This window comes from Curtobacterium sp. HSID17257, from assembly GCF_003989515.1.
Classification (GTDB): domain Bacteria; phylum Actinomycetota; class Actinomycetes; order Actinomycetales; family Microbacteriaceae; genus Curtobacterium.
Genome location: NZ_RBLU01000011.1, coordinates 12400 through 33874, shown reverse-complemented (window position 1 = coordinate 33874; position 21475 = coordinate 12400). Strand labels below are relative to the sequence as shown.

The window sequence follows — 21475 nt, the reverse complement described above, 5'->3', positions numbered from 1 at the left end:
CTGTAACACTTCCTCTTGTGGTCGGTGACGCAGCCAGCCACTAGATGTAGTGTGGATGCCATCGCAGCGGCCCCTCCCGGACTCGTCTGCGCACAGGCATCAGCACCACCCTCCACAGCACGAAACACCCAGCAAGAACCAGGGGAGATCATGGCCGTCACCGTCTACACCAAGCCGTCCTGCGTCCAGTGCACCGCGACGTACCGCGCGCTCGACAACAAGGGCATCCAGTACGAGGTGCTCGACGTCTCCGCCGACGAAGCCGCACTCGAGCACGTCAAGTCGCTCGGCTACATGCAGGCTCCCGTCGTCGTGACCGACGACGATCACTGGTCGGGCTTCCGTCCCGACAAGATCGCGACGCTCAGCGCCGAACTCGCGTGAGCTGCGCGGGTCCCGTCACCGGGACCCGCGCCTCCGCCGGCCTGGAGGCACCCAGCACCTCCGTCAGGCCACCCCCGATCTGCTGTCCGCACCTCTCACAAGGAGCGCGCACATGAGTCGCCTCGTCTACTTCTCGAGCGTGTCCGGCTACACGGCCCGCTTCGTCGAGAAGCTCGGCCGTGACGCGGACCGCATCCCGCTCTTCCCGAGCGACCCGTTCCTCCACGCGGACGAGCCGTACGTGCTCGTGCTGCCCACCTACGGTGGCGGCAACGGTCAGGGTGCGGTGCCCAAGCAGGTCATCAAGTTCCTCAACGACGAACGCAACCGCTCGCTCATCCGCGGCGTGATCGTCGGAGGGAACACGAACTTCGGCGAGGCCTACGGCCTCGCCGGGGACGTCATCGCCGAGAAGTGCGGCGTCCCGCTCTTGTACCGCTTCGAACTCTTCGGAACGCCTGACGACGTGCAGGCGGTCAACTCAGGATTGGATGCATTTTGGACGCAGCAGTTGCAGACGTCGATCTGACGTCGCCGCAGACGGGGATGGACTACCACTCCCTCAACGCGATGCTCAACCTCTACGACGCGGACGGGAACATCCAGTTCGACAAGGATCGTGAGGCTGCCAAGCAGTTCTTCCTGCAGCACGTCAACCAGAACACCGTCTTCTTCCACAACCTGAAGGAGCGGCTCGACTACCTGGTCGAGAACGAGTACTACGAAGCCGCGACGATCGAGCAGTACTCGCTCGACTTCATCCAGCAGCTCAACGACCTGGCGTACTCGAAGAAGTTCCGGTTCCAGACGTTCCTGGGTGCGTTCAAGTACTACACGAGCTACACGCTCAAGACGTTCGACGGCAAGCGTTATCTCGAGCGCTTCGAGGACCGCGTCGTGATGACCGCCCTCGGCCTGGCGCAGGGCAACGAGCAGCTCGCGATCGACCTCGTCGAGGAGATCATCGCCGGCCGCTTCCAGCCCGCGACCCCGACGTTCCTCAACACCGCGAAGGCCCAGCGCGGCGAGCTCGTCTCGTGCTTCCTCCTCCGCATCGAGGACAACATGGAGTCGATCTCGCGCGGCATCAACTCCTCGCTGCAGCTCTCGAAGCGCGGCGGCGGCGTGGCCCTGCTCCTCTCCAACATCCGCGAGGCCGGCGCCCCGATCAAGCAGATCGAGAACCAGTCGTCGGGCATCATCCCCGTGATGAAGCTGCTGGAAGACTCCTTCTCGTACGCCAACCAGCTCGGTGCGCGTCAGGGTGCCGGTGCCGTCTACCTGTCGGCGCACCACCCCGACATCATGAAGTTCCTCGACACCAAGCGCGAGAACGCTGACGAGAAGATCCGCATCAAGACGCTGTCGCTCGGCGTCGTCGTGCCGGACATCACGTTCGAGCTCGCGAAGAACAACGAGGACATGTACCTGTTCTCGCCGTACGACGTCGAGAAGGTCTACGGGATGCCCTTCGGCGACGTCCCGATCTCCGAGAACTACCGCGCGATGGTCGATGACTCGCGCATCAAGAAGACGAAGATCAAGGCGCGTGACTTCTTCACGACCATCGCCGAGATCCAGTTCGAGTCGGGCTACCCGTACATCGTGTTCGAGGACACGGTGAACAAGGCGAACCCGATCAAGGGTCGGATCAACATGTCCAACCTGTGCTCGGAGATCTTGCAGGTCAACACCCCGACGACCTTCAACGAGGACCTCTCCTACAAGGAGATCGGCAAGGACATCTCCTGCAACCTCGGGTCGCTGAACATCGCGCTGACGATGGACTCGCCGGACTTCGGCAAGACCATCGAGACGGCGATCCGCGGCCTGACCTCGGTCTCGCAGATGTCGCACATCTCGTCGGTGCGCTCCGTCGAGGACGGCAACGACAAGTCGCACGCCATCGGCCTCGGCCAGATGAACCTGCACGGCTACCTCGCTCGTGAGCGCGTCTTCTACGGCTCCGAAGAGGGCATCGACTTCACGAACATCTACTTCTACACGGTGCTGTTCCACGCCCTGCGTGCCTCGAACAACATCGCGATCGAGACGGGGGAGACGTTCGACGGCTTCCGCGACTCGAAGTACGCGTCGGGTGAGTTCTTCGACAAGTACACCGACCAGGAGTGGACCCCGGCGACCGAGCGTGTCGCATCGCTGTTCGCCGACGCGAACATCGCGATCCCGACGCAGGACGACTGGAAGGCGCTGAAGGCGTCCGTCCAGGAGCACGGCATCTACAACCAGAACCTGCAGGCCGTCCCGCCGACCGGTTCAATCTCGTACATCAACCACTCGACGTCGTCGATCCACCCGATCGCGTCGAAGATCGAGATCCGCAAGGAAGGCAAGCTCGGTCGCGTCTACTACCCGGCGCCGTTCATGACGAACGACAACCTGGACTACTACCAGGACGCGTACGAGATCGGTGCCGAGAAGATCATCGACACCTACGCCGCTGCCACGCAGCACGTCGACCAGGGCCTGTCGCTGACGCTGTTCTTCAAGGACACCGCCACCACGCGCGACATCAACAAGGCCCAGATCTACGCATGGCGCAAGGGCATCAAGACGATCTACTACATCCGTCTGCGCCAGCTCGCCCTCGAGGGCACCGAGGTCGAGGGCTGCGTCAGCTGCATGCTGTAGAGCTGCTGCTCTCTTCCTGGAGGCGCGGGGCGGGGCCCGCCCCGCGCCTCCAGGCACAAATAAGTCGAGGCCGACTCCAGTAAGAGTCGGCCTCGATAGCCCCGGCAAGCGGGACTCCAATGCACTTGGATCCTCAACGCTACACGGGTCAGCTCTCACAGACAACGTGAGGCCCAGCCGAGGCGCTACCCGCAAGGGAGCCCACCGTGGCACACAAAGTAAATAGGGATGCTGGAACCGGGCAGTTCGTCTCGCCCTCTGTGGCGGTTCGTCGGCCCACGACGACGACCACCGAGCGAGTGGGAGCCGGGACCAGCAACGACCGTCCGGTCTACCGGTCGGCCGCCACAGGGGAGTTCGTGACTGCTGCTTTCGCAGATCGCAACCCCACTCGCACGATCCGTCAGATGGTCTAGCGAGACCTAGGGTGGGACCCGGGAACCTCGGGTCCCACCCTCCACCCGCCGCAATCTCACTCTTAGGAAGTCACGTTGGTCGAGAAGCTCAAGCTCATCGATCGGGTCCAGGCCATCAACTGGAACCGCATTCAGGACGACAAGGACGTCGAGGTCTGGAACCGTCTGGTCAACAACTTCTGGCTGCCCGAGAAGGTGCCGCTGTCGAACGACGTGCAGTCGTGGAACACGCTCACGCCGGAGGAGCAGCAGCTCACCATGCGGGTCTTCACCGGACTGACGCTGCTCGACACCATCCAGGGCACCGTCGGTGCGATCAGCCTGGTCCCCGACGCGATCACCCCGCACGAAGAAGCCGTCTACACGAACATCGCGTTCATGGAGTCCGTGCACGCGAAGAGCTACTCGTCGATCTTCTCGACGCTCGCCTCGACGCCCGAGATCGACGACGCCTTCCGCTGGTCCACGGAGAACCCGAACCTGCAGAAGAAGGCCCAGATCGTCCTCGACTACTACACCGGTGACGACCCCCTGAAGCGCAAGGTCGCCTCGACGCTGCTCGAGTCGTTCCTGTTCTACTCCGGCTTCTACCTGCCGATGTACTGGTCCTCGCGCGCGAAGCTCACCAACACCGCTGACCTGATCCGCCTGATCATCCGCGACGAGGCCGTCCACGGGTACTACATCGGGTACAAGTTCCAGAAGGGTCTCGAGGGCGCTTCCGAGGAGCGCAAGCAGGAGATCAAGGACTACACGTTCAACCTGCTCTTCGAGCTCTACGAGAACGAGGTGCAGTACACGCAGGACCTCTACGACGGTGTCGGGCTGACCGAGGACGTCAAGAAGTTCCTGCACTACAACGCCAACAAGGCGCTGATGAACCTGGGCTACGAGCCGATGTTCCCCAAGGAGACGACGGATGTGAACCCGGCGATCCTGTCGGCGCTGTCGCCGAACGCGGACGAGAACCACGACTTCTTCTCGGGGTCGGGCTCGTCGTACGTCATCGGCAAGGCCGTCGTGACGGAGGACGAGGACTGGGACTTCTGACCCTCGTCTGACTCGTGTGGGGACGCCCCGTCGGCTGCGGCCGGCGGGGCGTTCCGGCATTCGCGGAGGAAATAGCACTTTCCGGTGGGGATGCCTTCCCGAGCCAATATCTGAAAGGGTCGGCAGTGTTGCTCTGAGGCCCACAGGGCGGTTGAACTACTCGGCGTCGACGGCACCGGCGTGGCGTCGTGCGCACCGAGGGACGTCTGGCACCCTTGCCAAGGTGATGATTGATCAGGCTTGGGAGCTAGGCGCCCCGTCCTCCGGACGGCCGTCGACTGTCGACTGTATCGGTAGGCGCGGATGAGGCTTGCAGAGCTCCACCTAGACAACTTCCGAGCATGCAGAAAGACACGGGTCACACTGGACAAGTACGTAACGGTTCTTGTCGGGGAAAATGCCTCTGGGAAAAGCGCCATTGTTGACGCGCTTCGGCTGTCGACTTACCCGGCGTCGGGAAGGCCGACCATATGGTTTGATAGGGATCGCGACGTAAGTGTGGGTGCCGCTCCCGGCCTGTCGGTAGAGGCGAAGGCTATTTACACAGATCTAACCGACGCGGAGACAGCAATATACCTGGAGCACCTCGTGGATGAGGTGCCCGACCTCGTCTTCAGAACCGCTTGGTCGAGTGCCGAGGACATACCACGTAGAAGCCAGCAGCGAATCTCGGTCGGAGAACACGGCTCTGATGATCCTGATCCCGCGGCTAGACGGCGGGTGGCTCACGTGTATCTTCCACCTCTACGGGACGCCGTCAAAGACTTGGATGCAGGAGACGGAGCACAGCTCTACGAAGTGCTGAGAGTCTTGATCGGCAACAAGCACTCCCGCGAGAAGAAATTCGTGGATAAAGCGAATAAGCGACTAGCGCAGATTGCGGCGCATAACGTCGCTCAAGCTGCATCAAAGGCCATTGAAAAGCAACTTCGCGCGGCCACCCCGCCCTCGCGAGCGCATGATGTCGGTGTATCTTCGCGCGAGCGTGAGCTAAGGCGGCTCGCCCAACTCCTGAAAGTGCAGCTCGCGGAAACAGGCTTCCAGCCGGCTCAGGTGGCGCGGTCGGGTCTCGGCTACGCCAACCTGCTCTACATCTCGATGATCGTATTGCAGCTCTCGCGTGCAGCGGAGTATGACTTGACCATTCTTCTCGTGGAGGAGCCAGAAGCTCATCTGCACCCTCAGTTGCAGTCAGTGCTCCTGGAGTATTTGCGAGAACGCGCAAGAGAAAGCGGACGTGAAAAGGAGGGGCTCACACCAGCCGGGCGGGTGCAAGTCCTTGTGACTACACATTCGCCAGTGCTCGCGAGCGCCGTTAGCGTAAAGAATATAGTTGTGGTGACGAGGGAGGAGGCTTCGGACTCCCTACGTCAGGTAGACGCTGGCGGCACCCTCGCCGATGCACTGATGCAACCTGCGGCCGATATTCCTGCCGTCGCGAGTGAGGCGACTGCGGAGGAAACTGCCTCCCCCGCGAGATCTTCCTGGAGCACAGTTGCCTCGGCTGTCGCTCAGCTCGGATTGAAAGGAGAGGATGTCAGGAAAATTGATCGCTATTTGCATGCTACCCGCGCGTCTCTGCTCTTCGCGCGCGATGTCATACTGGTGGAAGGAGTCGCCGAGTCGGTGATGCTTCCTGAACTCGCGAGGATACTTTATGCCAAGGAGGTTGCCGCAGTCGGTGAAAGCGACGGTGATCGTAAGGCGCGAAAAACACGGAACCGTATAGCCGCCCGAAACCTTCGCCAGTTCAATTCTGCGTCAATTATCGCAGTAGATGGCGTCGACTTCAAGCCTTATCTGAAGCTTCTCCTGAATGGTGAAGCTACTCGTGTTGACCGTGTCGCAGTCGTCACGGATGGCGACAAAGGCGCTGGTGCTCGCCGGGAGAAGACATATCGAGAACTGTTCAGTAGTTTGAGCGCGAGAGGAGTGTTGGGGGTCTTCGTCGGCTCACGCTCGCTTGAGGCTGATCTTTTCGCTATCCGGGAGAATGAGCCCATCCTGCGGTCCGCCTTTGTGGCTTTGCGGACCAAGTCTGCCGCGCGATGGGATGCGCTGTCGGCTGCGGCCGCGGGCCTTCAACCAGATGCGCGGGCGGACGTCTTCGCTGCGGCTTTGAAAACTAAGCCGTCGTCGTCTAAGCCCTCGCTCGATATTGGCAAGGGTGACTATTCGCAACTTGTGATCGAGAGTGCTTTGAAAAGCGCAAAACGTTCGTCTCAAGCTCTCGCGTTGCCTCCGTACCTGGAACGCGCCATCAGATTCGTGGCCGAGAGATGACCGATTTCGAGTTGACCACGAAGCAGCGCGAGGCACTTCGGCCTGAAGTTCGTCACATCGAGGCGGGTCCCGGCTCGGGCAAGACTCGCGTTGTTGTCGAGCGGTTCCGACGAGTTGTTGATAATCCGCACAAGTATGCAGCGCTTGTCTCTTTCACCAACGCGGCCGTACTCGAGGCCAAGTCTCGGCTCGCAGTACCAAGTATGCTAGCCCACCCTAATTTCGTTGGAACGTTCGATTCCTTCTTCCATAGGTTTGTGACCACGCCGGCGCTGCTAGCCACCGGCGGGAATGAGCCAACCTATCTAGCGTCGTGGAGTGACCTTCCTGATCATCTGTCGCAGCTTCGGCCGACGAGTGGTGGGGGATCCTTCCCGTTAACAGCCTTCAGCGAGGTCGCGAAGTTAGGATTAGAGGGCATTCCCTCGCTGATGGATCGGCAGCAGGCGCTGGCCTGGGACAATTTGTCCGAGAGGGCAAAAATGCGTCTTTCCGCTGATGCCGCTAAGCGGATCGACGGTCTCCGCAAAGCTGCCGTGTTCTCCTCAGATGATGCTCGCTCCTACGCGGCTGAGGTGCTTGAGACAAAAAGGGGAAAGGAAGTTGTACGGCGTCTCCGACTACGGTTTTCCGAAATCATCGTTGACGAGTTCCAGGACTGTGATATCACGGAGTACTCTCTCCTGGAGTCCCTGAGGGGCGGGGGTATCCGTGTTACGACAGTTGCTGACCCTGAGCAATCGATCTACGGCTTCAGGCGCAATACTCGAGGGGATCTATATTCAACTTACCGAGCTTCTCTTGAGTCCGAGGCCCTTGCGATTCTTGATGAGTGCCATCGATCGAGTCGAGTAATTTGCGAGGTTGTCACTTCGTTGCGCAGTCCGCAACTACCGCCGATCGTCCCATCGTCGATCGCCCCACGTGGTGCTGATTCCGTGCATATCCTGTCTGGACCAGTCGGAACTATTTTGGTGAAGGCAAATAGGCTGCTCATACAGCACGGGTTGTCCGCCGACGGCGCAAAGGTATTGGCGCACAGCGGCACCGTCGCTCAGAAACTACTGGACACGAGGAAACCTTTCAAGGGGCGATCTATTTCGCGTAGATGTCTCGAGAGCCTATTGGTTCTGCGAAGCTCGCACGACGTTGCCCAGCGCCAAAAAGCTAGTCGGAATATCGCGCACATCCTGGTCTCAGGACTCGCGCTGCCGCCGAATGTTCAGCTGCCCTCGATCGGAGCAATCGCTGCTCATGTCGACGTCGACGAGGTAAACTTTCGTCTGCTTGTCAAGCAACTTTTGAACGAAAGCCGCCACTGGGAATCGCCAATCGCGTACTCGGACAGCTTAGTAAAAGCTGTCGAAAGATGCGGGACGGTGCTAGGCCTCCCGGTCCGGCCTCGATTGAGATCTGTTTTCCCTAAACCGACAGTCGATATTTGGGATTGCTGGCGAGCCGGCCTCGAGAACTTGTCCGCAATCTCCCGAGAGGGATGGCAAGCGTCAACAGTACATCGAGCCAAGGGCACTGAGTGCGATGCTGTTCTCTTAGCTGTGCCGTCTCGCTCGGGCCGTGATCGGAAGCATGTTCTTGATTATTGGGCGGAGGGCGAGGATGCGGAATCGAAGCGTGTCCTTTACGTGGGTGCGAGCCGGGCCAGATTGCTTCTCATGATTTGGGCGGAAGGTGCGGGAGTCGACCGAGTGAAACGCATCCTCAACGACGCATCGGTAAGTTTCAAAGTGCACTAAATGGCTTTCGGTCTACCGGTCGGCGGGCTAACTATGACGGTTCCTATCAAGGAGGCGCCCTTGCTGCTGCTCGGCGCCGCCGTTGAGATGTCAGCTCGGGACCCAAAGGCTCAAGACGTCCGACACCATCCGCGCTGGCTACACGGCCTCGATCGTGGACGCGCAGGCAGCCGGCGAGGCCGACGCCGACGCCGACGCCGATGCGCTCCGCACTTACTTCTGCGCGGTCATCGAAGGGATGCGGGGCGATCGGGCGCGTCGGGACCTCATGAGCGGCGCTCCTGCAGGTGGGGATCGCGAGCCTCGCGGTACTGCCGATCACATCGCTCGGTGCAGAGCACCTCGGAACCGCGGACGGTCCCTGGGACTGATCAACGCCCGGTGCCAGGGTGACGCGCGGCGACGCGAGCGGCAGAACGGACCGGCACCGCGCCTCCAATCAGGATCTAGAGGCGCGCATCCCGCAGGCGCGACGGCACCCGCCCGTCGCATGGTTGCGTGCTGGGCCGGCTACGCGAGCCGGCCGTACAGCATGAGTGCGATCGCGACGCCGGGGACCGTCGCGATGATCGCCAGGGGGACGGCCCATAGCTGCTGCACCCACGGGTGGGCCACCCGGCTTCGTACCCGCCATCGCCGCGAACGAAGACGCGGACACCAGCACGGCCCCCGCGGCCGTCATGAACACGATCGGCAGGAAGTTCCACCAACGGTCGAGCAGGGCGGGAGCGAGCGGGAGGAGGAACATCACCGTCGCGACGATGAAGCCGGTCCTCGCCACAATACGAGCACCGCGGTCGGGCGTACCAACCCTTCGGGCCGGCTCCCTTGAGGATTAGCGGCACGGGCGACAAGCTTGCGTTAGGTTCCACTGAGACAACACCGCATTCCGGGGGGGGGGGGGGACAACGGTGACTGGACCGACGGACCTGACCGCCTGCGCGCTACCGGACCTGACGTACGACTTCGCCGCGGCCGACGACCTCGCACGGCAGTGCGACCTGGCGAAGTGAAAGGTGGAGCTCCAGTCTCCGTTGCGCGCGGCGTTCGTCACGCTGGCCGGCACCGACTTCGCAGGCGGTTCCGCAGAGACGTTCCGGTCTAACGCTGAGATCGCCCAGGAGGATGCGCGCGAGCTCACCACGAAGCTCGGCGAGGTCGCGAGCGGCATCCGTGCGCTGAGCGATGCCGCGCGCGCCGAGGAATGGCGGCGGACTTCTACGCCGGAACCGTCCTGACGATTGGGCAGGGCGAGATGCTGTTCGGGCGGGCAATTGGCACGTCACCCCGGACATTGCTCTACGGATCGGACAGCAAGATGACGCAGGTCGTGAAGAACGAGCTGCCGGGTGACCAGCGCAGGGACATCCTCGAACACTCGGTGGGCATCGCGACGTCGATCGCGGTGCTGACGCTGTTGTTGACCGGTTGCACCGTCACGGCACAGACCGAGCCGGAGGACTACACCGGCACCTGGGTGCTCGAGGGTGCGGACGGTGATCGAGCGACGGAGTTCACCGTGTCGGCGGACCGGACGTACACAGCGCGCAACATCCCGCTCGACCTCGCGTGCCGAACCGGCAACGCTGCGACGAGCCCTCCGGGTTGTGCGAACGGCGACTCGGCGAGCTTCTCCGGACGATGGAAGGCGGCCGACGGCGACTCGACCGGCATCCGGTTCTACTTCGATGACCACTTCGTGCGCCAGGGCTACCCGACCAGCGGAGCCCTCGGTTTCTACAGCGGATCACTCGATGTGCCTCGTCCCGACTACCTCTTCGTCCGTTCGTCGTCGGACTGACCGGAAGCTTCTCTCACGGCCCGACCGGTCCGCCGAGGCGACCCCGTCATCACGGGAGCGGCCGGACGGACCGCTGGCGCGCCTCCAGTCCGGATCTGGAGGCGCGCATCCCGCGGGCGCGACGGCACCCGCCCGTCGCGTGGTTGCGTGCTGAGCCGGCTACGCGAGCCACCCGTACAGCAGGAGTGCGATCGCGGCGCCGGGGACCATCGCGATGATCGCGACGGGGACGGCCCACAGCTGGTGCACCCACGGGTGGCCGCCCGGCTTCGTCGCCGCCATCGCCGCGAACGACGACGCGGACACCAGTACCGCCCACGCCGCCGTCATGCTGACGATCGCCACGGCGTGGGCGCCGGCGCCGACCAGCGGGCGGACGAGTGGAAGGACGAACATCGCCGCCGCGACGATGAACCCGGTCCGGGCCGTGACCCGGAACGCCTTCCGGGGGCTGTTCATCTCGGCGATGGTGCGCTGGTCGTCCACGCGGAGCCCTCGCTCAGGACTGTCGGCTGAGGAAGGCGACGAGGGAGCCGAAGGCGACGAGTTCGGCGACGCTCAGGACGGCCCCGACGACGCCGATCACCGCGCCGCGGGTGGCGTCCCGCCGCTGCCGCCCCCGGTCACGCGTGCCGGTGACGACGGCGCAGATGCCGAAGACGACGGCAGCGAGGACCCAGAGCTGCAGCAACACCACGGCGTAGCCCATGAAGGCGGCGTGCAGCAGGATGTACAGGACCACGCCGACGACGACCACGGCTGGTCCGGACACCGCGAGCCACCCCAGCTGCCATGCCGTCGATCGTTCCCGGACGTCGTCGCTCATCGGTTCCCCCTCGTGTTCCCCTGCGGTCAGGGTACTGGCGTCGAGCGGATGAACCGTTGTCCGGTCCGGGCTGGCCTACCCACGCGCCGCTTCAGCGGACGTGCTCCCACGACGACAGCACCGTCCAGTCCTGCGGGTCGAAGGTGAACGAACTGCCCATCGCGGGCTGATCGAGTGCGCGGCTGATGCGCTCGCGTCGGAGGCTCGCCAGCAGGAGCGCGCCGACCCCGCCGTGGGCGATGAACGCGATGCCCCGCTCGGGCGTCTGCGCCGCGATGCGTCGGACCGCGCGCTCGACACGGCTCTGGGCGTCGATCGCACGTTCCCAGCCGCGGACGGACCGCTGCGGTTCGGCGAAGAACGCGTCGACGGTCGGTTCGAACTCGCTCGGGTCGAGGTAGCCGGTCGCGCTGCGGTCCATCTCACCGAGGTCCTCGTCGACCTCGAACTCCGTGCCCCACTGCCCGGCGATGATCTCAGCGGTGTCCAGGGCCTTCCGCTCGCTGCTGCTGACCATGCGGAGGGGATGGGGGAACAGTGCCGCGATGCGTGCTGCACGGTCACGTCCGGCCGGTGACAGACCCCAGTCCTGGATCCGGACGGCTGGGTCGACGATCACCTCGGGATGGGACACCCACGTGCACAGCATCATCCGACCGTACCGGCGTCGTCAGTGTCCCCCCCGTTCGAGACGGGCGACGGGGTCGCGGGGGGAGCCATCGGGGTGAGAACCGTCGCCTCCAGCCTCGGGCAACGCTCGTCGTACGGCGCGGTGGGCGGCCGGGATGGACAGGAGTGCTCCACCGACGAGGAGACCAGCGGCGACGAGGACGGCGGCAGGTGTGTGGAGCGCTGGAACTCCGATGCTGATCGCGCACCACGCCGTCACGAGGAGGCCGGAGATGATCGTCGGGCGCAGCGCTGCACGATGGCCGATCCGCCAGGCCGCCTCGCTGGACATCGTGACCGACGTCCGGACGCCGGCGAGGCTGTTCCGTGGCAGGGAGCCATTGGCGGCCCGCCACGTCAGCCACGTGACCAGCGCAGCCGCCCCGATCTCGAGGGCCATCGGGAACACCACCACCGCACCGTCCATGCCGACGACGCTAGCGCCCCCGGCGGAGAACAGCGAAGTATCAGTGTCACCTACGTGTCGTCGAACCCGGCACGGTCTCAGCCTGCCTCTGTCCGGACGCGTACCTGCGGCGCACCGTCGGTGTTCCAGCGGAACAACACGAGGTGCCAGAGGCCCGGGCGCTTCCTCGACGGATCGATCAGGCCGTCGGCGCCGAGTGCCACCAGGCGGTCTCGGACCTGCCACGAGGCCGGGACGCCACCGTCGGCGACGACCTGCTGCCACGGAGCGGTCGCGTCCTCGAGGTCGACCCCGGCCGCAGCACGAGCGGTCGCGTCGCGGAGGTCGACGATCCGGGACGCCACCACGTCCACCTCGACGATCATCGGCTCCGTGGCGCGCGTGTCCGGATGCGCCACCAGTGCGGCTTCCACACCCTCGACGGACGAGCTGAGGTACAGCGTGGGCTCGTCAGCACGTGAGTACCGGCCTGCGGACCGTGACCCTGCGATGGCGGATGCGCGGAAGCGCGGGTCCACCGCGCGGAAGAAGGTGCCTCGCACCTCCGGTGCGAAGATGTCTCGGTCGTCGCTCACGAAAGCATCCTGGTGCGGCTCACGCCGGCGGCGTCGCTCCCGCGCCCTCGGTGTCGTCGGCGCCCGCCGGACCGGTACCGGCCTGGTCGAGGTTCTCGTGCGGGTCGCCCATGTCGCCGGTCGCCTTGCCTGCCGGGGACAGCCCGAAGTGCTTGCGGACGGCATTCGCCTGGGTGTCGGTCAAGGCGTTCCCGGCTCCTGGGGAAGGGGCATCCTTGATCGCGCTCTTCGAGTAGCCGACGTGCAGGTCGTTGCCGTCGAACGTGGCGTCCTCGACCGGGACGAGCACGGTGTGACCCCCGAGGAGTCCCGTTGCGACGCTGATGAACGCGGCACTGCCGTCCTCGGCGGAGGGGAAGACCTGCGCGACCTTGCCGATGGATGCGCCGTCGCGGTCCTTGACAGGAGCGTTCTCGATCTCGTGGATCTTCGCCTTGGTGATCATGTGCGTAGTCAACGCCCTGTGCCTGATGCTCCGCGGGTCTGTCACTCGCCGTTCCGCTGGAGATCCTCTGCATCGCCAGCGGTGCAGACGGAGACGGCGTCGAGGCTGTACCCGCGTTCGTCGGCGAGGAAGTCCGTGCTCGTGGCCGGGCCGCCCGTTCCCCGGACGCCCAGCGTCGGGTCGGTGCCTCCGCTCTCGTGGCGTTCGGTCGTGAGGCCCTTGTCCTTCCACAGCCGTTCGACCGTGGCGACGTCGTCGGCGGGATCTCCTGCACGCTGTTCGCGCATCTCCGTCAAGAAGTAGGCGGCACCAGGTGCACCGTTGTCGCGCATGCAGCCTTGGACCGCCGGACCGCTCGCGGCCGACCAAGTGCCGCCGACTGCACCGGCGGTGTCGTCGACGATCGTGACGACGGCGTCCTTCGCCCGGTCGGGGGGGGGGGGGGGGCTGCTCGTTCTCCGAGGAGGGCCCTCCGGAGCACCCCATCAGTGCGAGCGCCGCAGCAGCGACGGACACCGCGGAGCCGCTGATCCTGTCAACCTGCAGGCGACGTACCGTCTTCATGTCCGCCCTGTTCCCCACGCCTCGACCCTAGCGAGACGGGCGGAACGACGGAGTCCGAGGCGGTCGGAGTGCTCGATCTCTGGGCGATCGCAGCCGCCTTGTCCGTGTTCGGCATCCTGTTCGTCATCGGCTCCGCCGCGACGCAGTCGCTCCTGTCGCGGATCGTGGGCTCCGCCGCGACGCAGTCGCTCCTGTCGTGGATCGTGCCGCTGACGCGGTGACCTACCTCCTCGCTGCTGTTCTCGTCACCCGCGTCCGACTCGACGAGCACATATCGGCGCAGCGTGCACGTCCGCGGTTGCGCCGCAACCTTGAGGACCGCCTGCCGAGGACCTTTGTTCGGTGCTGACTGCTCTGGGAAACCTCGAAGGGGCTCCGTACTGGGCACGCGGCGCCGCGAACGTCGCCGTTCTCGACCGCCGCATCGCATCCGCCAAGCAGTTCCTCGACGACATCGGTCGCCCAGATCGCGTCTACAGTGCGGAGGCGCGGGAGGACGCGGCAGACCTCTCCGCACTCGAATCAATCAAGTCTTCTCTCAACCCCAACGGTCGCAACGGAACCAGAACGCTCACGATGCTCAGCACAGACCACCCGCCCCTGGCGGCGGTGTCCATCGGAGATCTCGACGAGGCGACCAACGTCACGTGGGCGGTACCGGGGATGGGATCGAGCACGGGCAGTATGACCGACTGGACGAGCGCCGCTCAGAACGTCTACGGCGAGCAGGCGAAGGCGACCCCATCCGGCCGTGGTTCCACGAACGCCATCGTCGCCTGGATGGGATACGAAGCACCGCCGGTCCCTCCGGCGAGCTTCACCGTCTTCGGCAGCAACTACGCGAAGGCCGGCGGCGAGAAGCTGGCTGACTCGATCAAGGGGCTTGATGCGACGAGGGCCGGAGGAATGCCGACGGTCAACGTCCTCGGGCACTCATACGGCACGACGACAGCGTCCTACGCACTCACAACGGAGGGCGTGCACGTGGATTCGTTCACCGCCATCGCGTCGGCCGGGATTCCGGACAGCATCCACGGAGCGGACGACATCCACGCCGATAGGGTGTACGCCGGACAAGCGGAAGTGGCGAAGCCGATCATCGAGCACTGGGGTGGCGACGAGTGGGCGGCGGTCGGTCGGGGCCTCAGCTCCGATCACCATCAGGATCCGACTGCGCCGGAGTTCGGTGCGACCAGCTTCGGCGCCGACGGGGCGCCAGGCCTCAAGCCAGTTCGCGACCACGGCGTACACACATGGTACGGCGGCGGCTATCTGGACAAGGACACGCAGTCGCTACAAAACGTTGCATACGCAACCACGGGCCAACCTGAACGGTTGACGAAGTGATTCCCCCGATGTCGCAGAAGCGAACTGATGCGGAAGGAACTCTCGAATGAGGTCAAGTAGGCGGCAGACCGTCTCCGTCGTCAGGTCGGTCGGGGCAGTGCTGCTCGCCGTCACCGTTCTCACTGGTTGCACCGAAAGGTCTGGCATGAACACGAAAGAAGCAAAGCAGTCCATCGTGACGTTCGTCGAGGGATCGACCGACGTGGTGGGGGACGGCTGGGAGATCGGTGAGGGCCCCGGGCTCGGGAAGTGTGGTGTCGGCCTGGGACAAGGGGGCGTGCAGTACGTCTACGCCAAGGTTCGCTCAGCGAGCGCTGACCCGAAGGCCGACGTCGAGGCGGTGGAGCGGCACTGGAAGGAGCTCGGGGTCACAACGGAGCGGTACCAGACCGGCGGCGAGGACCCCATCCTCGGCGTTCGAGGCAGGGGTGGCCCGGTGGAGTCGTCCGACTTCCGCGCGGATCCCCGCGGGTACACGATCGACGGCAGCTCGCTTTGCGTCCCGGGTGACTTCGACAAGATGAGCCTCGAAGGCCAGGAATGACGACGGCGACCTGATCGCCCGATCAACCCGCGCCTCCAAGCCGGACCGAGCTGGGCACCTGACGGACGGCTCGCCCCGTTGCCGAGGCGAGGCGTCCTGCAGAGCGAGGGCTACCGCCTCACCGGCACGGCAACGTTCGCGAGCTCGGCGCGCACAAAGCCGTTCCCGTGTTGGAGCGATCCCGTCCGGCAACGCTGACCACTCGACCAGGGCCGCCCACCGAGTGATCGGGCCGACGCCGAGGTTGCAAGCTGCTCTGGAAGGAGAAAGACCTGTTGAGAGCACGGCGACACTGGCGGGCGAGCATCCGCGACGAGCGTGGCTGGCGGCCTGTGCGTCCCGCCAGCGGGCCGTACGCGAGGGCTGCTCTGGTCGAGTGGGGAAGCATCACCAAGGGACCCGTAGGGACAGCCGCAACGATGGTGCTTCCGCTTGATCGCGAGGTCCGTCAGTTCGCGCCCCGGTTCCCGGGTGCTGACTTCACCGTCCAGGACCTGATCGAGCACACCTCGGGACTCCCTCGCCTGCACTTCGGGATGGGACTGGTGCCGTTCCGTGATCCGTACCTCCCGACGGTCGGAGCCCCTCTGGATCCGGACAGCGTCGTTCGGAGCGGGGATCGCGGACTGTTCGCGTACTCGAACCTCGGCTACGCCCTGCTCGGCGAGTTGCTCGACGACGTCGACGGCAACTGGTTCCGTACGGTGCGGAAGCTCGTCCTCGAGCCAGCGGGGATCACCACGGCCACGACAGCTCCGCTGGAGACTGCGAGGGTCGTGCCGCGGAGGCTTGGTCGGCCCGTCGAGCCGTGGAGGATGGTCGGGTCGCCCTATGCAGCTGCAGGGGGCATCTGGTCGACGTTCGAGGACCTCTGCCGATATGCGGACTGGACTCTGGGAGACCTGGACGACCCGGCGCGGACGGTTGCTTGGCAACGACGGGAGGCGACGGTCTGGATCAACGGACAGGTACGTGCTGCAGGTGCTGCCATCGTGTCTGCGGGTGGCGTGACGGCGGTCGTACATGCCTTGGCGCAGCGGCTCTTCACTCCGGACCGCATCGCCTCAGCCGTCATCGAACGGGAGCTCGCAGGGCGTGGCGAGCGACTTCGATGAGATGAGCCGCGGCGGTCAGGAGGTGACCAACTCGAGCTGACTGGCGGCCAGCCCTGCGCCGACGCGCAGGTGCCTACACATGTGACCGACCCGCCAGGAGCGACCCCTGCCTCCAGGCCGGATCGAGACCAGCGCAGGCGGGGACACGGCGGTCGGCTCGCCCCGTTGCTGGGGCGAGCCGTCCTGCGGAGCAGGGGGACTACCGCGCTGCCGGTACCGCGACGTTCGCGAGCTCGGCCCGCACGATGTCCGCGCCGGCGGACAGCGCACCGAGCTTCTGCAGGGCCGCCCCGCGCGCCAGCGGCGCCATGCCGCAGTTGGTGCTCGGGATGAGCTTGTCGGCATCGACGTGGTCGAGGGCCCGGCGGAGGACCGCGGCGACCTCCTCGGGCGTCTCGACCTGCTCGGTGGCGACGTCGATCGCGCCGAGCATGACCTTCTTGCCGCGGATGAGCTCGACGAGTTCGAGCGGGACGTGTGAGTGGATGCACTCGAGGGAGACGATGTCGATCGAGGACTGCTGCAGGAGCGGGAAGGACTGTTCGTACTGCCGCCACTCGGCGCCGAGGGTCTCCTTCCACCTGTTGTTCGCCTCGATGCCGTAGCCGTAGCAGATGTGCACGGCGGTCTCGACGCGCAGACCCTCGGTGGCGCGCTCGAGCGCGGCGACGCCCCAGTCCTGCACCTCGTCGTGGAACACGGTGAAGGCCGGCTCGTCGAACTGGATCACGTCGACACCGGCGTCCTGGAGCTCGAGTGCCTCCTGGTTGAGGATCGTGGCGAACTCCCACGCCAGCTTCTCGCGGCTCTTGTAGTGCTGGTCGGAGAGGGTGTCGATCATGGTCATCGGGCCGGGAAGCGCCCACTTGATGGGGCGATCGGTCTGAGCCCTCAGGAATGCAGCGTCGTCGACGAAGACCGGCTTCCGGCGGCTCACCGCGCCGACGACCGTCGGCACCGCGGCGTCGTAGCGGTCGCGGATGCGCACGGTCTCCTTGCGCTCCTGGTCGATGCCGTCGAGGTGCTCGATGAAGGTGGTGACGAAGTGCTGGCGGGTCTGCTCGCCGTCGCTGACGATGTCGATGCCGTTCCGCTCCTGCTCGTGGACGGCGGAGCGGAGCGCGTCCTGCTTGCCCTCGAGGAGGGCGTCACCCTCGAGCAGCCAGGGAGACCACAGTCGCTCGGGCTCGGCGAGCCAGGAGGGCTTCGGCAGGCTGCCGACGATCGAGGTGGGGAGGAGCGTGCTCATGCGCGTGGAGATCCAGTCGGTCAGTGGGCGAGGGCGGCGGGGGCGGCGGGAAGAGCCTGGCCGGCGTGTGCGGTCTGCTCGGCGAGCCAGCGGTCGAGGAAGTCGCGGTGCGGTGTGACGAGGTGCTCCTCGGTCCACCGGCCCTGCGTGACGCCGAGCCGGCTGCGTTCCTCGCGGTCGTAGGCGATGCCGGTCGACGTCCAGTCGTCGTGGTCGAGCGTCGGGCGGAAGGCGCTCGGAGCGGTCTCGTTCGCGTTGTAGATCTCCGGGCGGTAGATCTTCTGGAACGTCTCCATGGTGGCGATCGTGCCGATGAGCTGGAGGTCCGAGTAGTCGCTGACGACGTCGCCGGGCGAGTAGAAGGCGAGCGGTGCCTTCGATCCCGGCGGCATGAAGTACCGGACCTGCATGCCCATCCGGCCGAAGTAGTCGTCGGTGAGCGACGAGTGCTCGTGCTCGTACTCCGCGCCGAGGGCGGGGTGGACGAAGCCGGTCTGCCGGTAGGTCTGGCTCGTCGAGACGCTGATGCAGACGACCGGCTCCGCGTCGAACTCCGCCCGGAAGGCGTCGGACCGCAGGAAGTGCTGGAAGAGCTGCCCGTGCAGCTGCCCGAAGTCGGTGGGGATCGAGGGCGCCGACGGCAGGCGGACGGCGAAGTCGTGGTCGCGGAGGTACGACGAGAAGTTGTTGCCGACGATGCCCTGGTGGCGCTCGCCGGAGTGCTGGTCGACGATCGTCACGTCGAGCACCTCGATCAGGGGGAAGCGCTCGACCTGTCCGCCGTCCTCGAACTGCATCGTGACCGACACGATGTCGAGTTCGATCCGGTAGCGGTCACCGTCCGGGTCCACGGCGAGGTCGTTGCACCGCGCGTCGATGAGCGCGAGGGCGTTGCGGAGGTTCTGCTGGCGGTGCGCACCGCGGGCCAGGTTCGCGAAGTTCGTCGTCAGACGGGAGCTCTCGGCGGGCGAGTAGTCCTCGTCGAAGCGTGTCCTGCTGATGCTGAAGGTGATGTCGTTCGTCATGGTCCGCAGTCCGGTCGTCGAGCGCCCGCGGGCACTGTGGGATGAGTCCTCCGATCATGACGGGAGGCGCGGGTCATCAGGTAATACCGAGACGCTATACGGTCGCATAGCCTGTTCCTATGGCTCGCGTGTCGAACGACATCACCCTGCAGCAGCTGCGGTACTTCATCGAGGTTGCCTCCGAAGGATCGATCAGCGCGGCCGCAGACCTGCTCTACGTCTCGCAGCCGACCATGTCGGCTGCGATGAAGGACCTGGAGGCGCGCATCGGCCGGCCGCTCTTCACCCGTTCTGCGCGTGGGGTCGTGCTCACCGTCGACGGCGTCGAGTTCCTCGGGTACGCCCGGCAGGTGGTCGAGCAGGTGTCGTTGCTCGAGCAGCGGTACGTCGGGCGTCAGGTCTCGCGCCGGCTGCTCGGGGTGTCGGCGCAGCACTACTCGTTCGCGGTCGAAGCCTTCGTCCGGATGGTCGAGGGCGCGGACGCCGACCAGTACGAGTTCTCGCTGCGCGAGACCCGCACGTGGGACATCATCGAGGACGTCCGGACGCTGCGGAGCGAGCTCGGCATCCTCTACCGCAACGACTTCAACCGACAGGTCCTCGGCAAGCTGATGCGGGACGCCGGGGTCGTGTTCACGCCGCTGTTCGTCGCGCAGCCGCACGTCTTCGTCGCCCGACGGAACCCGCTGGCGACGCAGGAGCGGGCGACGCTCGACGACCTCGCCGAGCTGCCGCGCCTGACGTTCGACCAGGGCGCGAACAACTCCTTCTACCTGGCCGAGGAGATCCTGTCGACGATGTCGAGCAAGCGGGAGATCCGGGTGTCGGACCGGGCGACGATCTTCAACCTCATGATCGGGCTCGGCGGGTACACGATCTCGACCGGGCTCATCAGTGACGACCTCGACCCGGAGATCCTCGCCATCCCGCTCGACGTCGACGAGCGCATCGAGATCGGGTGGATCGCGCACTCGTCAGTGCCCCTGACGGAGCAGGCGCAGACGTACCTGGAGGAGTTGCGGGCGGTCGTCGTGAGCTACGGGGTCGAGCTGCTGGGGTGACCGGACGCGGCCGCCGCGTGCAGTGCGCCGCACGGCCCACACCCTGGGCGGCGAGGTCCGGTCGGGTCTTGACTACGTAGTCATCGCCGTGGTTGTCTTGCTCCCACGCCCGCTCGACGGGTGACCACCCGACGCAGCGAAGGAGCTGGCCCATGAGCGACACCGCCCCCGTGCGCCGCCTCCGCCCAGCGTCGATGACCGACGTCGCCGCCCTCGCCGGGGTGTCGCAGAAGACCGTCTCGCGCGTGGTCAACGGCGAACCCCACGTCACCGAGGCCGTCCGCGCCAAGGTCGAGTCCGCCATCGCCGAGCTCGGCTTCCGCCCGAACGCCGCCGCACGGACCCTCAAGTCCCAGCGATCCCGACGCGTCGGCATCATCACGATCGGCACGGACCTGTACGGCCCGACCGCGATGCTCACCGGCGTCGAGCAGGCCTGCCGTTCGAACGGCTACGCCCTGTCGATCGTCCGCACGGTGACGGCCTCGGCCGAGGAGCTCCAGCCCGCGGTCGACTCCCTCGTCGAACAGGGCGTCGAGGCGATCGTCCTGTCCGAGCCGGTCGAGAACCAGATGGACCAGCTGCGCATACCGACCAGCGTCACGGTCCTGACGCTCGGCCCGCCCGACGTCGCCGACCGCGAGAACACCCTGGCCGTCGGTCTCGACGAGAGCGGTGCCGCCTTCGCAGCGACCGACCACCTGCTCGCCCTCGGTCACGAGACCGTCTGGCACATCGCCGGCCCGGCGAACTGGACGTCGAGCGTCCGCCGCGAGCAGGGTTGGCGCGCCGCTCTGCAGGACGCGGGTGTCGCCGAGCACGCACCCGTCGAGGGGGACTGGTCTCCCCGGAGCGGCCACGATGCGATGCGCTCGCTGCTCACCCGGCCGGACGTCACCGCGGTCTTCGTCGCGAACGACCAGATGGCGATCGGCGCCATGTCCGCCATCCAGCAGGCCGGGCTCTCCGTCCCACGCGACATCAGCATCGTCGGCTTCGACGACATGCCCATCGCCGCCTTCCTCCCGACGCCCCTCACCACGATCCGCCAGGACTTCGACGAGTCGACCCGTCTCGCGATGCACCGCCTCTTCCGCACCCTCGACGGCCACCCGCCCGCCGAGCGGCACCGGATGCTCCCCGGCCAGCTCATCACGCGCGCCACCAGCGCGCCGCCCTCCGCCGAGCGCCGTCACCTCCGCCCCGCCGACTGAACCCGGCCGGGAGGCGCGACTCGCGTCGGTCCGACGAGTGAGCGCTCACGAGCGCTCGCCACCCAACCCACCGA

23 protein-coding genes are annotated in these 21475 nt (G+C 65.6%); 14 read left to right on the top strand and 9 right to left on the bottom strand.

Features of this window, described 5'->3' with window-relative positions; all coding sequences use genetic code 11:
* Positions 1-150 precede the first annotated feature (150 nt).
* The 8 genes from nrdH (at position 151) to D8M35_RS03805 (ending at position 10340) form a co-directional block, all read left to right on the top strand.
* Complete coding sequence (gene nrdH, locus D8M35_RS03845; protein ID WP_058727719.1) at positions 151-384, top strand: glutaredoxin-like protein NrdH; 234 nt, start codon at positions 151-153, stop codon at positions 382-384.
* Positions 385-496: 112 nt separating this feature from the next.
* Complete coding sequence (gene nrdI, locus D8M35_RS03840; RefSeq protein WP_126890649.1) at positions 497-913, top strand: class Ib ribonucleoside-diphosphate reductase assembly flavoprotein NrdI; 417 nt, start codon at positions 497-499, stop codon at positions 911-913.
* A gap of 17 nt (positions 914-930) precedes the next feature.
* Entirely contained in the window at positions 931-3036 is a 2106-nt protein-coding gene (gene nrdE / locus D8M35_RS03835) for a class 1b ribonucleoside-diphosphate reductase subunit alpha (protein ID WP_126890648.1), read from the top strand.
* 491 nt (positions 3037-3527) lie between these two features.
* A complete protein-coding gene (gene nrdF / locus D8M35_RS03825) occupies positions 3528-4502 on the top strand; it encodes a class 1b ribonucleoside-diphosphate reductase subunit beta (protein WP_126890646.1) in 975 nt (324 codons plus the stop codon).
* A 303-nt stretch (positions 4503-4805) separates the two neighbouring features.
* Positions 4806-6785 carry an ATP-dependent endonuclease gene (locus tag D8M35_RS03820; protein WP_126890645.1) on the top strand — a complete coding sequence of 660 codons (1980 nt, stop codon included), beginning with the start codon at positions 4806-4808 and terminating at the stop codon, positions 6783-6785.
* A complete protein-coding gene (locus tag D8M35_RS17280) occupies positions 6782-8539 on the top strand; it encodes a UvrD-helicase domain-containing protein (RefSeq protein WP_126890644.1) in 1758 nt (585 codons plus the stop codon). Before D8M35_RS03820 ends, D8M35_RS17280 begins: the two co-directional genes overlap by 4 nt.
* 1016 nt (positions 8540-9555) lie before the next feature.
* Positions 9556-9777: a hypothetical protein gene (locus D8M35_RS03810; RefSeq protein WP_126890643.1), complete on the top strand. Its 222-nt coding sequence runs from the start codon at positions 9556-9558 to the stop codon at positions 9775-9777.
* Between the two features lie 80 nt (positions 9778-9857).
* Positions 9858-10340 (top strand): hypothetical protein, encoded by a 483-nt coding sequence (locus tag D8M35_RS03805; RefSeq protein WP_126890642.1) that lies wholly within the window; start codon positions 9858-9860, stop codon positions 10338-10340.
* A gap of 159 nt (positions 10341-10499) precedes the next feature.
* Here the strand turns inward: D8M35_RS03805 and D8M35_RS03800 are convergent, their stop codons facing one another.
* The 7 genes from D8M35_RS03800 to D8M35_RS16515 all read right to left on the bottom strand — a co-directional run bounded on the left by D8M35_RS03800 (position 10500) and on the right by D8M35_RS16515 (position 13614).
* The gene (locus D8M35_RS03800; RefSeq protein WP_126890641.1) at positions 10500-10826 is read right to left on the bottom strand and encodes a hypothetical protein; all 327 of its coding nucleotides are present in this window, start codon (positions 10824-10826) and stop codon (positions 10500-10502) included.
* Positions 10827-10839: 13 nt separating this feature from the next.
* On the bottom strand, positions 10840-11166 hold the full coding sequence (locus D8M35_RS03795) for a hypothetical protein (RefSeq protein WP_126890640.1): 327 nt from the start codon (positions 11164-11166) through the stop codon (positions 10840-10842).
* Between the two features lie 91 nt (positions 11167-11257).
* The gene (locus tag D8M35_RS03790) at positions 11258-11785 is read right to left on the bottom strand and encodes a histidine phosphatase family protein (RefSeq protein WP_202976521.1); all 528 of its coding nucleotides are present in this window, start codon (positions 11783-11785) and stop codon (positions 11258-11260) included.
* Positions 11786-11836: 51 nt separating this feature from the next.
* Complete coding sequence (locus D8M35_RS17275) at positions 11837-12235, bottom strand: SdpI family protein (RefSeq protein WP_161972592.1); 399 nt, start codon at positions 12233-12235, stop codon at positions 11837-11839.
* A gap of 104 nt (positions 12236-12339) precedes the next feature.
* Positions 12340-12837, bottom strand: a complete 498-nt coding sequence (locus tag D8M35_RS03780) for an RES family NAD+ phosphorylase (protein WP_238638081.1) — start codon at positions 12835-12837, stop codon at positions 12340-12342.
* Positions 12838-12856: 19 nt separating this feature from the next.
* On the bottom strand, positions 12857-13282 hold the full coding sequence (locus D8M35_RS16990) for a PRC-barrel domain-containing protein (protein WP_161972591.1): 426 nt from the start codon (positions 13280-13282) through the stop codon (positions 12857-12859).
* A 41-nt stretch (positions 13283-13323) separates the two neighbouring features.
* The gene (locus D8M35_RS16515) at positions 13324-13614 is read right to left on the bottom strand and encodes a hypothetical protein (protein WP_161972590.1); all 291 of its coding nucleotides are present in this window, start codon (positions 13612-13614) and stop codon (positions 13324-13326) included.
* 300 nt (positions 13615-13914) lie between these two features.
* Here D8M35_RS16515 and D8M35_RS16340 point away from each other — a divergent pair, with 300 nt between their 5' ends.
* The 4 genes from D8M35_RS16340 to D8M35_RS03760 all read left to right on the top strand — a co-directional run bounded on the left by D8M35_RS16340 (position 13915) and on the right by D8M35_RS03760 (position 16852).
* Positions 13915-14067: a hypothetical protein gene (locus D8M35_RS16340; protein WP_153257428.1), complete on the top strand. Its 153-nt coding sequence runs from the start codon at positions 13915-13917 to the stop codon at positions 14065-14067.
* A gap of 121 nt (positions 14068-14188) precedes the next feature.
* On the top strand, positions 14189-15193 hold the full coding sequence (locus D8M35_RS03770) for an alpha/beta hydrolase (RefSeq protein ID WP_126890635.1): 1005 nt from the start codon (positions 14189-14191) through the stop codon (positions 15191-15193).
* 175 nt (positions 15194-15368) lie between these two features.
* The gene (locus tag D8M35_RS03765) at positions 15369-15737 is read left to right on the top strand and encodes a hypothetical protein (protein WP_126890634.1); all 369 of its coding nucleotides are present in this window, start codon (positions 15369-15371) and stop codon (positions 15735-15737) included.
* A gap of 275 nt (positions 15738-16012) precedes the next feature.
* Complete coding sequence (locus D8M35_RS03760) at positions 16013-16852, top strand: serine hydrolase domain-containing protein (protein ID WP_274542762.1); 840 nt, start codon at positions 16013-16015, stop codon at positions 16850-16852.
* Positions 16853-17051: 199 nt separating this feature from the next.
* On the opposite strand, the gene D8M35_RS03755 is transcribed toward D8M35_RS03760, so the two are convergent.
* A complete protein-coding gene (locus D8M35_RS03755) occupies positions 17052-18101 on the bottom strand; it encodes a methionine synthase (protein ID WP_126890632.1) in 1050 nt (349 codons plus the stop codon).
* Positions 18102-18121: 20 nt separating this feature from the next.
* Positions 18122-19126, bottom strand: coding sequence for a putative oxygenase MesX (locus D8M35_RS03750; RefSeq protein ID WP_126890631.1), 1005 nt, complete (start codon positions 19124-19126; stop codon positions 18122-18124).
* Between the two features lie 119 nt (positions 19127-19245).
* Here D8M35_RS03750 and D8M35_RS03745 point away from each other — a divergent pair, with 119 nt between their 5' ends.
* Positions 19246-20187 (top strand): LysR family transcriptional regulator, encoded by a 942-nt coding sequence (locus D8M35_RS03745; protein ID WP_126890630.1) that lies wholly within the window; start codon positions 19246-19248, stop codon positions 20185-20187.
* A gap of 152 nt (positions 20188-20339) precedes the next feature.
* Positions 20340-21401, top strand: a complete 1062-nt coding sequence (locus D8M35_RS03740; protein WP_202976520.1) for a LacI family DNA-binding transcriptional regulator — start codon at positions 20340-20342, stop codon at positions 21399-21401.
* Positions 21402-21475 lie beyond the last annotated feature (74 nt).